Source organism: Aeromonas sp. ASNIH2 (assembly GCF_002934795.1).
Taxonomy (GTDB): Bacteria; Pseudomonadota; Gammaproteobacteria; order Enterobacterales; family Aeromonadaceae; genus Aeromonas; species Aeromonas caviae.
In genome coordinates, this window is the sequence record NZ_CP026406.1 from 3,562,566 (window position 1) to 3,576,911 (window position 14,346).

Annotated in this window: 12 protein-coding genes; 4 read left to right on the forward strand and 8 right to left on the reverse strand. The window is 60.5% G+C overall.

Going from position 1 to position 14,346, the window contains the following annotated elements; genetic code table 11:
- Window positions 1–66 precede the first annotated feature (66 nt).
- From C3F36_RS17100 to metK, 6 genes are all read right to left on the reverse strand, one after another.
- On the reverse strand, window positions 67–627 hold the full coding sequence (locus C3F36_RS17100; protein ID WP_104455512.1) for a YqgE/AlgH family protein: 561 nt from the start codon (window positions 625–627) through the stop codon (window positions 67–69).
- Between the two features lie 154 nt (window positions 628–781).
- Window positions 782–1,732 carry a glutathione synthase gene (gene gshB / locus C3F36_RS17105; protein WP_010673865.1) on the reverse strand — a complete coding sequence of 317 codons (951 nt, stop codon included), beginning with the start codon at window positions 1,730–1,732 and terminating at the stop codon, window positions 782–784.
- A gap of 122 nt (window positions 1,733–1,854) precedes the next feature.
- The gene (gene rsmE / locus C3F36_RS17110; protein ID WP_104455513.1) at window positions 1,855–2,586 is read right to left on the reverse strand and encodes a 16S rRNA (uracil(1498)-N(3))-methyltransferase; all 732 of its coding nucleotides are present in this window, start codon (window positions 2,584–2,586) and stop codon (window positions 1,855–1,857) included.
- 129 nt (window positions 2,587–2,715) lie between these two features.
- A complete protein-coding gene (locus C3F36_RS17115; protein WP_039040144.1) occupies window positions 2,716–3,408 on the reverse strand; it encodes an endonuclease in 693 nt (230 codons plus the stop codon).
- A 73-nt stretch (window positions 3,409–3,481) separates the two neighbouring features.
- The gene (locus C3F36_RS17120) at window positions 3,482–4,021 is read right to left on the reverse strand and encodes a SprT family zinc-dependent metalloprotease (protein ID WP_104455514.1); all 540 of its coding nucleotides are present in this window, start codon (window positions 4,019–4,021) and stop codon (window positions 3,482–3,484) included.
- Window positions 4,022–4,088: 67 nt separating this feature from the next.
- Window positions 4,089–5,240, reverse strand: a complete 1,152-nt coding sequence (gene metK, locus C3F36_RS17125) for a methionine adenosyltransferase (protein ID WP_010673869.1) — start codon at window positions 5,238–5,240, stop codon at window positions 4,089–4,091.
- A gap of 340 nt (window positions 5,241–5,580) precedes the next feature.
- Between metK and tkt the strand changes: the two genes are divergently transcribed.
- Window positions 5,581–7,572 (forward strand): transketolase, encoded by a 1,992-nt coding sequence (gene tkt, locus C3F36_RS17130; RefSeq protein WP_104455515.1) that lies wholly within the window; start codon window positions 5,581–5,583, stop codon window positions 7,570–7,572.
- Between the two features lie 481 nt (window positions 7,573–8,053).
- The gene (locus C3F36_RS17135) at window positions 8,054–9,151 is read left to right on the forward strand and encodes an ISAs1-like element ISAs1 family transposase (protein WP_010676219.1); all 1,098 of its coding nucleotides are present in this window, start codon (window positions 8,054–8,056) and stop codon (window positions 9,149–9,151) included.
- 355 nt (window positions 9,152–9,506) lie between these two features.
- Here C3F36_RS17135 and C3F36_RS17140 read toward each other — a convergent pair whose 3' ends face one another.
- Complete coding sequence (locus C3F36_RS17140) at window positions 9,507–10,331, reverse strand: RidA family protein (protein ID WP_104455516.1); 825 nt, start codon at window positions 10,329–10,331, stop codon at window positions 9,507–9,509.
- Between the two features lie 1,070 nt (window positions 10,332–11,401).
- Between C3F36_RS17140 and C3F36_RS17145 the strand changes: the two genes are divergently transcribed.
- Together C3F36_RS17145 and C3F36_RS17150 are read left to right on the forward strand one after the other, a co-directional pair.
- Window positions 11,402–12,274, forward strand: a complete 873-nt coding sequence (locus tag C3F36_RS17145) for a hypothetical protein (RefSeq protein ID WP_104455517.1) — start codon at window positions 11,402–11,404, stop codon at window positions 12,272–12,274.
- A 377-nt stretch (window positions 12,275–12,651) separates the two neighbouring features.
- The gene (locus tag C3F36_RS17150; protein ID WP_233466622.1) at window positions 12,652–13,053 is read left to right on the forward strand and encodes a hypothetical protein; all 402 of its coding nucleotides are present in this window, start codon (window positions 12,652–12,654) and stop codon (window positions 13,051–13,053) included.
- 111 nt (window positions 13,054–13,164) lie between these two features.
- Here the strand turns inward: C3F36_RS17150 and C3F36_RS17155 are convergent, their stop codons facing one another.
- Window positions 13,165–14,289, reverse strand: a complete 1,125-nt coding sequence (locus C3F36_RS17155; RefSeq protein ID WP_104455518.1) for an anhydro-N-acetylmuramic acid kinase — start codon at window positions 14,287–14,289, stop codon at window positions 13,165–13,167.
- Window positions 14,290–14,346: the final 57 nt, after the last annotated feature.

Consider the following 14,346-nt stretch of genomic DNA (forward strand, 5'->3'; position numbering starts at 1 on the left):
CCCTGTCTCCCCCTGCTCGTGGGGGAGGTGAGCGTGCCGCCTCCCCCGGAGGGGAGGGCCGGGGTGTCAGCTATGGCCCACCTGGCTGGAGAGGTGCAGGGGGTTGACCCCAATGCTCGCGGCGGCTTGCTGCCAGCGCAGGTGGATGGGGGTATCGAAGACCAGCTTGGGATTGGGGGGGATCACCAACCAGGCGCCATCCACCAGCTCCTGCTCGAGCTGGCCTGCACTCCAGCCGGCGTAACCGAGCGCCACCAGCCAGTGGTCCGGCGCCTCGTCGGTGCCCAGGGTCTCCAGGATGTCCTTGGAGGTGGTGACCATCATCTCGTCGCTCACCTGCAGGGTGGAGTTGAAGCCCGGGCGGAAGCTGTGCAACACGAAGCCGCGATCCCCGTGCACCGGCCCCCCCTGCAACACCGGCTGTTTCATCTCGGCGGTGGCGGTGGCGGGGGGGTTGAGGTTGAGCTTGGTCAGCATGGCGTCCAGGGACATGTCGACCGGAATGTTGACCACCAGTCCCATGGCGCCTTCGCTGCTGTGTTCGCACAGATAGACCAGGGAGCGCTGGAAATAGGCGTCCGTGAGGCTCGGCATGGCGAGCAGAAAGTGATTTTGCAGTGTTTGCATGGAGCGTATGTATCTCTAAGCGTGCAAAGGTATTTGGGGTGATTATGGCAGTTGATGGCGGCGGGCAAAACCGCTTTTTGCCGGCAGTCAAAGGGGCCTTCACGGCCCCTTGTGTGTGTTTCCTCGCTGCGGCAACGGGTCGCTGGGGAAGGGGTCAGCGGCCCAGTCGGCGCTCGATGGCGTCCATCAGCATGCCGGTAATGGAGACGTCGAAGGCCGCCTCAATCTCGCGGATGCAGGTCGGGCTGGTGACGTTAATCTCGGTCAGGCGATCGCCGATGATGTCGAGGCCGACGAAGATGAGCCCCTTCTCTTTCAGCGTCGGGCCCACCGCGCGGGCGATGGCCCAGTCCGCGTCACTCAAGGGGCGGGCCTCACCACGGCCACCGGCCGCCAGGTTGCCACGGGTCTCACCTTGGGCCGGAATGCGGGCCAGGCAGTAAGGTACCGGTTCGCCGTCCACCACCAGCACCCGCTTGTCGCCATCCTTGATGGCGGGCAGATAGGTCTGCGCCATGCAGTACTGGCTGCCGTGAGAGGTTAATGTCTCGATGATGACGCCGACGTTGGCGTCATCCTCCTTCATGCGGAAGATGGAGGCGCCGCCCATGCCGTCCAGCGGCTTGAGGATGACGTCCTTGTGCCTGGCGTGGAAGGCCCGTAGCTTGTCTGCTCTGCGAGTGACGAGCGTGGTCGGGGTGTGCTCGGCAAACCAGGCGGTGTAGAGCTTCTCGTTGGCGTCGCGCAGGCTCTGGGGCTTGTTGACGATGAGGCAGCCCTCATCCTCGGCCCGCTCCAGCATGTAGGTGGCGTAGATGAACTCCGTGTCGAAGGGGGGATCCTTGCGCATCAGGATCACATCCAGGCTGGAGAGCGGCTGATCCACCACCTCGCCGAGGCTGTACCAGTCGGCATAGTCATATTTGACGGTGAGCGGGCGCATGGTACCGAAGGCGCGACCGGCCTCCATGTAGAGATCCTTCATCTCCAGATAGAACAGCTCGTAGCCGCGCTTTTGCGCCTCTTCGAGCATGGCGAAGCTGGAGTCCTTCTTGATGTTGATGGCCGAGATGGGGTCCATCACGATGCCGAGTTTAATGGTCATCCGAGTTTCCTTCCTAATGGCTCGATGGGATGTGATGACCCCCTCCCTGCCTCCCCTTCACAAGGGGGAGGGGCCTGTTGCTCCCTCCCCTGCGAAGGGGAGGGTCGGGGTGGGGTCGGCTGTCAGGCCAGATCGCCAAAGCGGCACTGAAGCGCAGTAATTGCCGTCAGGGCGGCGGTTTCGGTGCGCAGCACCCGCGGCCCCAGCAGCATCTCCTTGAAATCTTCCTGCACGGTACGGGCGATCTCGTCGCTGGACAAGCCCCCTTCCGGGCCGATCAGCAGGCGCACGCCGTGCTCGGGGATGGGCAGGGTGTTGATGCTGTAAGGGGCGCGCGGGTGCAGGTTGAGCTTGAGCTCCTGAGTCTCTTCCGCCAGCCAGGCGTCCAGCTCCATCGGCATGCGCACCTCGGGCACGGTATTGCGGCCGCACTGCTCGCAGGCGCTGATCACCACTTTTTGCCACTGCTCGCGTTTTTTCTCCAGCCGATCGGCGGGCAGCTTGACGCCGCAGCGCTCGGAGAAGAGCGGCGTGATGCAGGTGACGCCGAGCTCCACGGATTTCTGGATGGTGAAGTCCATCTTGTCGCCGCGGCTGATCACCTGACCCAGGTGGATGGCAAGGGGGGACTCCACCGAGCGGGTCTCGCAACTGTCGATGGTCACTTCCACCGACTTCTTGCCGACGTTGGCGATGGTGGCGGGGTACTGGTGGCCGTCGCCGTTGAACAGCTCGAGCTGCTGGCCCGGCTGCATGCGCAGCACGCGGCCGATGTGATTGGCACCGTCTTCCGACAGGGCGAGGGTCTGGCCAACCTGCAGGCTGGCCGGTTCATAGATACGTGGAATGCGCATGGCTGATAGTCAGTCTCTTGCTTGGAAACCCTTCAATACCCTACTGCACGGCGGCGAGCAAGGCTCGCGAGACAGAGAGTGAAGGGATTCAGGAGGAGGGGGACGCTCCCCCTCCCTGGTCAAATGGGGTTATTGGCACTGCTTTTCAATGAAGGGATTGGTATTGCCCTGCAGCTTGCCGATACGGCGGTTGCGCTCGCACTCCCAGCGATCAGCCGGATACTGCCTGTCCCAGGCTTCGTAAAGCTTGCGCTGCTGGGCCGCCAGACGCAGTCCGTACTGCTGGCTCATGTAGAGGTAGGCGCGGGCGATCTGGCCACGCACCGGCCCCTTGGGCGGCTGCACCTGGCGCTCCTTGAAGTCCACCAGCATCTGGCACTTGCCGTACTGGTTCGGTTTGCCGTTCCAGTCGCTGAAGCGGAAGTTCGCCCGATCACCGTTCACCTCGCCGATGGCGGGGAAGAGGTTGTGCATGTCTCCCTCCATCCTGTTGAACTCGTCGCTCTTGCCGCAATTCTTGCGACCCCCGTCCTGCCAGCACTGGAGCTGGTGGCCGAACTCCCAGGCGGGCACCACGTGCTCCCATTCGATGCGGGAGGCCCGCTCGGCCTGTTTGCGCGGCAGGTAGCCGCAGCTCTCCCAGTCGGGGGCCATCTTCTTGCCGCTGAACTTGATGTTGCAGCCGCAGTAGAAGGTGACGGGGTGGCTCTGGTAGAGCTTGTTCAGATCCTGCTTGGCGGCGCGAAAGGTCTGGATGTTGTCGGCATGGGCCGGGGCGCTGACCAGCAGGGCCAGGCAGAGGGAGAGCAGAGGGCGAAACATGAATATCCTTGGCAATGAGACAGTTGAATGAAGTAAGCGCGCACCCTATCACAGGAGCGCGACACGGGGTGACTCAATCCGCCGTCGTGTCGCGCTGCCACACCAGGGGCTGGCGACAGCGGCGGCAGTGATAGCGGGCCTCGCCGCGCATCACCTTGTTGTGGCGGCGCACGGAGAGGGGATGCTGCTGGCAGGCGCAGGCATACACGAAGGTGCGCTGGGCCAGCACCCCCAGATCGAAGCTGTGGGTGGTGCTGGGTTCGAGGCCGAACAGCTCCCGCATCACCGACTGCCACTGGCGGCCATGGGGCAGTACCCGGCTCTTGCCGCGCCCCTCTCCCCAGAGCGCATAGACCAGCAGGTGCGCCACCTCGTGGGGCACCACTTCCCTGAGAAACGCCCGCTGATTGGCCTGATAGAGCGCCGGATTGAAACGCAGCTCCCAGGTTTGCAGCCGCGCAGACCCTGCCGCCCGGCCCCGCATGTTGCAGTGGACTTGCGGGCGGGGAAAGGTGCGGCCAAGGCGCGTTTCAGCCTGCACAAAGCAGGCCTCGACGCGCGCGCGCAGCGTCTCGATGAGGGCGGGGTCAAGCCGGGTGGCAGTGGCAGGCATGGGATCCTCGGGACGGACACAAAAGCAAAAGGGGAGCCAGGCTCCCCTTTTATCACAACCTCGAGCCTTACAGGCCAGCGGCAGCGCGCAGCAGCTCGGCCTTGTCGGTCTTCTCCCAGGGGAACTCGTCGCGGCCGAAGTGGCCGTAAGCGGCGGTTGCCTGGTAGATCGGGCGCTTCAGATCCAGCATCTCGATGAGACCATAGGGGCGCAGCTCGAAGAACTCGCGCACCAGCTTGACCAGCAGGGCTTCGGCCACCTTGCCGGTGCCGAAGGTTTCGACGCTGATGGAGGTGGGCTCGGCCACGCCGATGGCGTAGGAGACCTGCACTTCACAGCGATCCGCGAGACCTGCGGCCACGATGTTCTTGGCCACGTAGCGGGCGGCGTAGGCGGCAGAGCGGTCCACCTTGGACGGATCCTTGCCGGAGAAGGCGCCACCACCGTGACGGGCCATGCCGCCGTAGGTGTCAACGATGATCTTGCGACCGGTCAGACCGCAGTCACCCATGGGGCCGCCGATGACGAAACGACCGGTCGGGTTGATGAAGTACTTGGTGTCCTTGTTGATCCACTCGGCGGGCAGCACCGGCTTGATGATCTCTTCGCGCACCGCTTCCACCAGATCGCTGTGGCTGATGGAGTCGCAATGCTGGGTGGAGAGCACCACAGCATCGACACCCAGGATCTTGCCTGCGTCGTCGTAGGCGAAGGTCAGCTGGCTCTTGGCGTCCGGACGCAGCCACGGCAGGGTGCCGTTCTTGCGCACTTCTGCCTGACGCTTCACCAGCAGGTGGGAGTAGGTGATGGGCGCGGGCATCAGCACGTCGGTTTCGTTGGTGGCGTAGCCGAACATCAGGCCCTGGTCACCGGCACCTTGCTCCAGCGGGTCGGTACGGTCGACGCCCTGGTTGATGTCCGGAGACTGTTTGCCGATGGCGTTCAGCACGGCGCAGGAGTCGGCGTCGAAGCCCATGTCGGAGTGGGTGTAACCAATCTCGCGCACGGTGTCGCGCACGATCTGTTCGATGTCGACCCAGGCAGAGGTGGTCACTTCGCCGGCTACCATCACCATACCGGTCTTGACCAGGGTTTCGCAGGCGACGCGCGCCTTGGTGTCCTGCTGCAGGATGGCGTCCAGCACCGCATCGGAGATCTGGTCGGCGATTTTATCGGGATGGCCTTCGGAGACCGACTCGGAAGTAAACAGCTTTGCCATGTTTGGTTCTCGATTCGTAAGGGTTATCGCCTTGGCCATAACCGGATAATGACAGGATGACTGTAGAGGTATCTACATCTGGACGTCTATTTTAAATAGGTCATCCGGTGATTGCCAGCACTATTTGGGGGTGGAGCCGCCCGGGGCGGGATGGGGAAGGGATCCACCTCCATGGAGGTAAGGCAGGGGGCGGATTGAATCGTTTTCCCCGCCCAGAAAAGCGATTGTGCTCCCAAAGCCACTTTATTCGCCCAGATAATATTTGCACGCCGCGCCCCCTGCTGGGACAATAACGCGCCTTAATCTTGGCCATCAAATGAAGCAATCGCAGGAGATACAGATGCCTTCTCGTAAAGAGCTTGCCAATGCCATTCGTGCATTGAGTATGGATGCCGTTCAAAAAGCCAACTCCGGTCACCCGGGCGCCCCCATGGGAATGGCGGATATCGCTGAAGTGCTGTGGCGCAGCCACCTCAAACACAACCCGAACAACCCCAAGTGGGCCGACCGCGACCGTTTCATTCTCTCCAACGGCCACGGCTCCATGCTGCTGTACTCCCTGCTGCACCTCTCCGGTTATGACCTCTCCATCGACGATCTGAAAAACTTCCGCCAACTGCACTCTCGCACCCCGGGTCACCCGGAGTACGGTTATGCGCCGGGCGTTGAAACCACCACCGGCCCGCTGGGTCAGGGCATCACCAACGCCGTGGGCATGGCGATCGCCGAGAAGGCCATGGCCGAGCAGTTCAACCAGCCGGGTCACGACATCGTCGACCACTACACCTACGCCTTCATGGGCGATGGCTGCCTGATGGAAGGTATCTCCCACGAAGCCTGCTCCCTGGCCGGCACCCTGGGCCTGGGCAAGCTGATCGCGTTCTGGGATGACAACGGCATCTCCATCGACGGTCACGTAGAAGGCTGGTTCACCGACGACACTCCCAAGCGCTTCGAAGCCTACGGCTGGCACGTCATCCCGGCCGTTGACGGTCATAACCCGGAAGCCATCAACGCCGCCATCGAAGCCGCCAAGGCCGAGACCGGCAAGCCGACCCTGATCTGCTGCCGCACCATCATCGGCTACGGTTCCCCGAACAAGTCCGGCTCCCACGACTGCCACGGTGCACCGCTGGGCAACGACGAGATCGCCGCCGCCCGTGCCTTCCTGAAGTGGGACCACGCGCCGTTCGTCATCCCGTCCGACATCGCCGCCGAGTGGAACGGTCAGGAGAAGGGCGCCAAGCTCGAATCCGACTGGGCTGCCAAGTTCGCCGCCTATGAAGCCGCTCACCCGGCCCTGGCTGCCGAGTTCAAGCGCCGCTCCGCTGGCGAGCTGCCGGCCAACTGGGCTGCTGAATCCGCCAAGATCATCGAAACCCTGCAGGCCAACCCGGCCAAGATCGCGACCCGTAAAGCGTCCCAGAACTCCCTGGAAGCCTTCGGCAAGCTGCTGCCGGAATTCATGGGCGGCTCCGCGGATCTCGCGCCGTCCAACCTGACCATGTGGTCCGGCTCCAAGTCCCTGACTCCCGAGAGCGCCGCAGGCAACTACATCCACTACGGCGTGCGCGAGTTCGGCATGTCCGCCATCATGAACGGCATCGCCCTGCACGGTGGTTTCATCCCCTACGGCGCCACCTTCCTGATGTTCATGGAGTACGCCCGCAACGCCCTGCGCATGGCCGCCCTGATGAAGCAACGCGCCATCTTCGTCTATACCCACGACTCCATCGGTCTGGGTGAAGATGGCCCGACCCACCAGCCGGTGGAGCAGATCGCCTCCCTGCGTCTGACCCCGAACATGAGCACCTGGCGCCCGTGTGACCAGGTAGAGTCCGCCATCGCCTGGAAACACGCCATCGAGCGTACCGACGGCCCGACCTCCCTGATCTTCTCCCGTCAGAACCTGGCCCAGATGGACCGCACCGCCCAGCAACTGGCCGATGCCGCCAAGGGTGGTTACGTGCTGAAGGATTGCGCCGGTACCCCGGAACTGATCCTGATCGCCACCGGTTCCGAAGTGGAGCTGGCCGTGGCTGCCTATGAGCAGCTGACTGCCAAGGGCCGTGCCGTGCGCGTGGTCTCCATCCCATCTACCGACGTGTTCGACGCTCAATCTGCCGAGTACAAAGAGTCCGTCCTGCCGGCCGCCGTCACCAAGCGCGTGGCCATCGAAGCGGGCATCGCCGACTACTGGTACAAGTACGTCGGTTTCGGCGGCAAGATCATCGGCATGCGCACCTTCGGTGAGTCCGCCCCGGCCGAGCTGCTGTTCAAGGAATTCGGCTTTACCGTGGAAAACGTGGTTGCGACCGCAGAATCCCTGTAACAGCCCCTGTAATCGCTGAATATTGGGCCGCCCAGGCCCAATAGCCAGAACGATAAAACGCCCTCCATCGCAAGATGGGGGGCGTTTTTTATATTTTTTTCGTTGTTAACTTGAATGAGATCGGACTTTTAAGTAAAACGCATTTTCTGTAAGCAGAATTGCCTTTATATCAATTAACTCATTGAATTCATAAATTAATATTTTTCTCCATGAAATACATTTCAAATTCTGTGATTATGGTCACCATTGAGTCTTTTGGGATGGAGTAGTATTCCTGCTTATTTTATCAAGGAGAGATATATATGATTCGTGACTTGATTGATGCAATAAATAGCCGAAAAGAAATAGAATTTACATATAGTGGTTATGTTCGAAAAGCTAAACCTGTTGCTGTACAGGGCGGGATCGCACTTTGTTAATGAAATTTGAACAGGCAGATCGTCTGTGATCTAATCGCGTCTCCATGCAGGAGGCACGCGCTATGACGTTGATTGAACACCTTACCCTTGTCGAAGAAACTCGCTCTGAGATCAATCGTAAACATAACCTGGTTGATGTCATGTTCCTTGTCATCAGTGCCATCATGAGTGGTGCCGAGGGCTGGAATGACATCGAAACCTATGGCGATTCAAAGATCGATTGGCTCCGTCAGCATCGCCCCTTTGCCAACGGCATCCCGCGGCGTCACACGGTTGCCCGCATTCTGCGCTGCATTGTCATCGATACCTTGCTTGAAGCGTTGCTGTGCTGGGTCAATGAACAGCGCACTCATCAGGGCAAACCCATCATTGCCTTTGATGGCAAGGTGTTACGCGGCTCCTTTCGGGGAAATGCCAAGGATGCGCTTCAGTTGGTCACGGCTTACGATACCGAAAATGGGCTGGTGTTAAGCCAGAAAGCAACCCCTAACAAGAAGGGGGAAATCGAAACCGTCAAAGATATGCTGGACATTCTTGAGCTAAAAGGAGCCGTTGTCACACTCGATGCGTTGCATTGTCAGCGTGAGACACTGGAGAAAATCAGCGAGAAGAAGGCTCATGTAGTGGTACAGGTCAAGAATAATCAACCGAAGCTGTATCAAGCGGTTCAATCGCAATTCCAGTCACTGTTTGACGCCCAGAAAGAGAAGATTGTCGTCGAGCACAAAGAGAGTGGACATGGCCGCCAGGAAGAGCGTTATGTATTTCAATTAAAAGCCAAATTACCGCCAGAGTTGACGGAGAAATGGCCGACAATCCGCAGCATCATTGCCGTTGAGCGTCACCGCAGCGCCAACGGAAAAGGAACGGTAGATACCTCTTACTATGTCAGCTCGTTATCCCCCAAGCACAAGCTGCTAGGGCACTATATACGGCAGCACTGGCGGATAGAGAACAGCCAGCATTACATTCTTGATGTGGTGTTCAACGAGGATGCTTCCAGGATAGCGATGGAGGATGCGGTCGAGAATATGGCGCTATTCCGGCGGTTCGTATTGAATATCGTAAAACAGAGCAATTGTGGTGCTCGAAGTCAGAGAAACAAGCTAAAAAGAGCCGGCTGGAATGACGACTATCGGGCTCAGTTATTCTTTGGTTAAAATATCAACAAAGTGTGCTCCCGCCCTGGTTGCTGTAGGGGTGTCCCGTAAAGACAATGTCGTATTACGTTGCTACCAAACTGAGGGAATGCATGTAACTCCAGGGCATGAGTGGGATTTATGTCTGGTCGATGACATATCTAATCTCGTAGTTACAAACAATGTTTTTCATGTCGACCCTCCCGGCTATAAGAAAGGAGATAAGCACATGAAAGATATATACGCTGAGTTATGACACTATCAGTGTGCATGTGTGCATGTGTGCATGTGTGCATGTGTGCATGTGTGCATGAATGGGGAATAGAAAAAGACACCGGCCTGAAGCCGGTGTCTTTTTTACTATTAGCAACAACCCTTACACCTGCGGCGGGGTACTTTCCGCATTGGACATCACCGCATCAATCTGCACCAGGGCGCCGGCGGGCAGCTCGCTCACGCCAATCACGGTGCGGGCAGGCAGATAGCCCGGGAAATATTTGGCGTAGATGGCATCCACCTCCGCCAGATCCGCGATGTTGGCAAGCTGGATATTGACCTTGACGATATCGTCCATCACGTGGCCGATGCTCTCGACGATGGTCTTGATATGGCCGAGGCACTGGGCGGTCTGCTCACGGACGCAACCGGTCAGCACTTTGCCGGTGGCCATGTCGAGCGGCAACTGGCCCGCGATATGGTTGTAGTGGGAGAAGGCGACGCTCTGGCTGGAGAGCGGATCCTGCGGGGCGCGGTCGCTGTTTCGGGAGATCTTGAGCAGCGGGCAGGGGGCCTGGGGGAAGGTGCCTTCCCCGTTGGAGAGCAGGGCGTCCATCTGCACCCTGGCGCCGAGCGGCAGACTGGCGACGGCGAGCACTGTGCGGGTCGGCAGCGAGTGGGGGAAGAATGCCCGATAGACGGCGTTGACGGCATCGAGGTCGGCGATGTCCGCGAGGAACAGGGTCACCTTCACCATGTCCTCCATGCCGTGGCCAACGCTCTGGACGATGGCCTGGATATTGGTGAGACACTGTCTGGCCTGCGCCTGGATATCCCCTGCGACCAGCGCGCCCGTTTTCGGATCGACCGGGAGCTGGGCGGCAATATTGTTGTAGTGGGAGAAGGCCACGCTCTGGGTATAGGGCCCCAGATCCTGAGGGGCATTGGGGGTATTTCTGGCGGATTTGATGATGGTACCATTCATGACGATACTCCTTTTTCGTTTTTGATGTAGGGTCCGGGCCGCATTGTTCTTCCCTGGCCGAATACGGCACGCTGATGACTCGTGATATTGCGGCAACAGTTGCCCGTTCCCGCCGCAGGGCGACGGAGAAAAGGAGAACGATCATCACAGCGTCGAGCCCTGTTTCGATGCAGACAGCGCGTGCAACAGACAAGGGAGAGAAATTGGCCTGGTGATTCAGACGGGAGAATTCTAGGGGGCGGTTATCCGGGGATGCAAACCGGGATCCTGTTTCTATGAGGTGGCTCAACAGAGTGAAATATATTCATTTTGCGATTCAATTCATGACGGGCATGGCAAATAAAGGTGATGATGATCCCGCTTTACCATGAAAGTGGAACCAGATAGCGCCATATTGTCGCGCATCAGGGTTACAGCCTGTGAATCCTCCGTTAATACTTTTGGCGACATTGCAGCTTATTCTCCCGGTTTTGCATAGCTATCTATTTATCGCTCTCTCGACGCCCTGTTCAGCGCCGCCAAAATATGCTGCGGTGAGCACACTGAAATAACATTCACCCTCTTTGCATGGCCACAGGTCATGACATAAATACGGGAGAAAGAGAGGGCGCTTTTTAGCCCCTGCAGTGGAGGCTGACATGGGCGGGTCACCGCGCCGCCTATGCCATATCTTTTCAGCGGCGCGAGCGCAGCCCGCCAACAAGGCTCATACGCAAGGGGAGGGGGCCTTCCCCTTGCCTGCCCCGACTTGCCGCCCCCCGATGCATATCACTCCTGTCATGACCCTCCCTGTGAGGGGGCCCCGGAGTCCGCCCTGCTTTGCCGCCCTGGCGTATCCCGCACTCCTTGCGATGCAGCCGGCTCATCTTCCCCGTACCACCCTTATTTGTGTTCTTTGTCATCAACTGTCGTTATTGCGACCTGGGTCGGGGTTTGGGTGGATTATTAACTGTATGATTAATAATGAAATCAGGGACCCTGCCGACGAGCAGCACGGATCGGCACTCATCTGCCCGGGAGTGGCACATGCGATCGCATCGCGATCCCCGTCATCTGACTTCGGAGGTTTTATGCTTGGATTCATTCTGGGTGACATGTACAGCCGCACCAGCGGGTTTCGGCCACCCCCCCACCTAGGCAAGCACTTCCCCCTCGCCCCCGACTATCAACTGCGCGGTCGCACCGGTGCCGCCATCCTGACCATGGAGACCCTGCTCGATACCCCCTATCCCCAGAAGAAGTTCAGGGCTCTGATCTATGGCGCCTTTATCGAGCGCCAGCGTCGCCTCTTTGCCGAGCAGGTGGTCATTGGCCGGATGGAGGAGGGCCAGGACCTGGCGATCGCCATCGATCTCGCCTTTATCAGTACGGCGGTGCCCATCGGTCTGCTCGCCATCTCGGAGGAGATCGCGCTGCTGACCACCCCCCGTCCCACCCAGACCCATCCCCATCAGGCGGCCTTGAGCCAGGCGCTCGACTGCACCGCCATGCTGATGTTCTATGCCAAGGTCATTCGCCAGCGCAATGCGGTGCTTGAGCACATCGGCCACCAGTTCGGCTACAGGCCGCAGGCCGGGCTGGTGGCCAGGGTGGGCCACGGCGGGGAAGATGACTATGCCGCCTTCATGGTCAATGTGATGACCTGCATCGCCCATTCGGGCTCCTTCAAGGAGGCGCTGGAGAATGGCGTCAGGATGGGCATGCACGAGCCCGCCTTCTTCTGTATCGTCGGCGCCCTGGCCTCGACCCTGTGGGGAGTGCCCAAACCCTGGGCCCATGAGATCTCTCGATTCATCCAGCGCCAGCATCCCCACTATCTCCAGATCCTGCTGCGGGGCGAAGCCAGGGTGGGCCGCAGACAGATCAACCTGGAGCCTCCCAAACCGCCGCGCTGTGCACCGGTCAAGCGCCAGGTAAACCGCTTCCTGAAGTGGGCCTTCTAGGGCCATGGGAGTGCTCTCGAGGTGCGGGCCCATGGTGCCATCCCATCGGCCCGCCCCTGCTGAGGGTCATCACGGGGCTGTTATCTCACTGACCCCTGATCCCCCGGCTACCTTGCCCAAGAGGGGATGGCCAGAAAAGCCAACGGCTGCACGGGGGACAAGGGGTGGGTAGAAGGTGATCCACCTCGCCTTTTGATGTGAACGTCTTTTGATGTTTGGCGCCATACGCATACCATGCGCAGCGTGTGTTCCTGTTGGGGGAGGTGTCGCCCATCGCCCCGTGGCTGGCCGCTGGTCCAGTCATGCCCTCGGGATGCACAACCCGGGGCCGCCACGGTAACCCCTTATCGCCATAGCCAACAGAACGGAGTATCAGGATGGCCATTGCCATTGAGCAGTCGGACAACACACTGAGGGTGAACAAGGATCGCTACGATCTGGGCCGCATCGTCGGCGTGCAGGTAAAAGCACTCGGCTGGATGGATAGGCTCAAGAAGACCTTGTTGCTGGGAGTGGTCACCTCCAGTGTGCTCTTTTACTTCACCCCTTCCTACGAGCAGGCGGGCAACTGGCTCATCGTGCTCTTCCTGCCCCTGGTGGGTTTTCTGTCTGGCGCCCTGATGGGGCTGCTCTCCAGCACGAAATATGAGTTTTGCATCGAATTTTCCCACGCCGACGAGACGGGCGTGCAGTGGATCACCGCCGCCAGGAGTCGGCATGTCGCCGATTATGAGACCTTCAAGGCGCAGGCGGCCAGGTTGAAAGAGCGGCTCGGGTAGGGAGCACAGAGTGACGGGTCTGCGCCATCTGGCGCCAGGCATAACAACAAGCCCGATCAGGTGCACCTGTTCGGGCTTGTTCCATTAGGGGGAGGGCGCTCGGGGAGCGGCTCAGGCGGGATAGAGGGCGCCCAGCACCGCCGGGCGGCTCGCCCCGGTCACCGCAGGCAGGTTGCCCGGCTTTCGCTGGATAAAGCGTTGTGCCAGCCAGGCAAAGGCGGCCCCTTCCACCCAGTCCGGTGCAAGGCCGAGCTGGGCGGTACTGGTCAGATGCCAGTCGGGCAGCAGGGTAGCAAGCTCCGCCAGCAGCGGGGCGTTGTGGGCACCGCCGCCGCAGACAAACAGCTCGGGCCGGGTTGGCGCGTCACGGTGGGCGGGCAACTGGCGGGCGATGCTGTGGCAGGTGAGGGATTGCAGGGTACGCTGCACATCTGCGGGGGCGTATGCGCAGCCGTCCAGCTCGCCGTCGAGCCAGTCGAGGGTGAACATCTCACGCCCCGTGCTCTTGGGGGCGGGGGCGGCGAAGTAGGGGTGAGCCAGCAACTGCTCCAGCAGCGCAGGAACAAGCCTGCCGCTGGCGGCCCACTGGCCACCGGCATCATAGCTGCCACCGTGGGGCTGGTGGCGGCGATACCAGCCGTCGAGCAGGGTGTTGGCGGGGCCGGTATCGAAGCCATATACCCCTGAACCAGCCCCCCCGTCGGTCTGGCCGGGCAGCACCGAGATATTGGCAATGCCGCCGAGGTTCAGCACCACTCTAAGGGCGCCAGGGCGGGCAAAGAGCGCCTGATGGAAGGCTGGCACCAGGGGCGCCCCCTGACCGCCGAGGGCCATGTCCATGGTGCGAAAATCGGCCACCACGTCGATGCCGGTCAGGGCCGCCAGCAGGGCCGCGTTGCCAATCTGCAGGGTAAAGCCGAGGGCTGGGCGGTGGCGTATGGTCTGGCCGTGACTGCCGATGGCGCGAATCTCCTTGGGAGTCAGCGCCGCCTTCGCGAGCAGGGCCTGGGTGGCGGCGGCAAATTCGCGGGCCACCAGGTTGTCGGCGACCCCCATGCGGTCGATTTCGTTCTCCCCCGGGGTGCAGAGTTCATGCAGGGTGCGAGCCGTATTGGCAGGCCAGGGATGGCAGAGGGCCGCCTCGACCCGCAGAGCATCCCCCTCGATCTGCACCAGCACGGCGTCGATACCATCCATGCTGGTACCGGACATCAAGCCTATATAGCGTTCAGTCATGACAACCCCTTTCAATGATGCGGGGGAACCGTCCGATACCGTGTTCCACCTTGGTCG

Excerpts from the sequence above, each read along its gene's own strand:
- C3F36_RS17100 (WP_104455512.1), bottom strand. The coding sequence starts at position 627 with ATGCAAACACTGCAAAATCACTTTCTGCTCGCCATGCCGAGCCTCACG.
- gshB (WP_010673865.1), bottom strand. The coding sequence starts at position 1,732 with ATGACCATTAAACTCGGCATCGTGATGGACCCCATCTCGGCCATCAAC.
- rsmE (WP_104455513.1), bottom strand. The coding sequence starts at position 2,586 with ATGCGCATTCCACGTATCTATGAACCGGCCAGCCTGCAGGTTGGCCAG.
- C3F36_RS17115 (WP_039040144.1), bottom strand. The coding sequence starts at position 3,408 with ATGTTTCGCCCTCTGCTCTCCCTCTGCCTGGCCCTGCTGGTCAGCGCC.
- C3F36_RS17120 (WP_104455514.1), bottom strand. The coding sequence starts at position 4,021 with ATGCCTGCCACTGCCACCCGGCTTGACCCCGCCCTCATCGAGACGCTG.
- metK (WP_010673869.1), bottom strand. The coding sequence starts at position 5,240 with ATGGCAAAGCTGTTTACTTCCGAGTCGGTCTCCGAAGGCCATCCCGAT.
- tkt (WP_104455515.1), top strand. The coding sequence starts at position 5,581 with ATGCCTTCTCGTAAAGAGCTTGCCAATGCCATTCGTGCATTGAGTATG.
- C3F36_RS17135 (WP_010676219.1), top strand. The coding sequence starts at position 8,054 with ATGACGTTGATTGAACACCTTACCCTTGTCGAAGAAACTCGCTCTGAG.
- C3F36_RS17140 (WP_104455516.1), bottom strand. The coding sequence starts at position 10,331 with ATGAATGGTACCATCATCAAATCCGCCAGAAATACCCCCAATGCCCCT.
- C3F36_RS17145 (WP_104455517.1), top strand. The coding sequence starts at position 11,402 with ATGCTTGGATTCATTCTGGGTGACATGTACAGCCGCACCAGCGGGTTT.
- C3F36_RS17150 (WP_233466622.1), top strand. The coding sequence starts at position 12,652 with ATGGCCATTGCCATTGAGCAGTCGGACAACACACTGAGGGTGAACAAG.
- C3F36_RS17155 (WP_104455518.1), bottom strand. The coding sequence starts at position 14,289 with ATGACTGAACGCTATATAGGCTTGATGTCCGGTACCAGCATGGATGGT.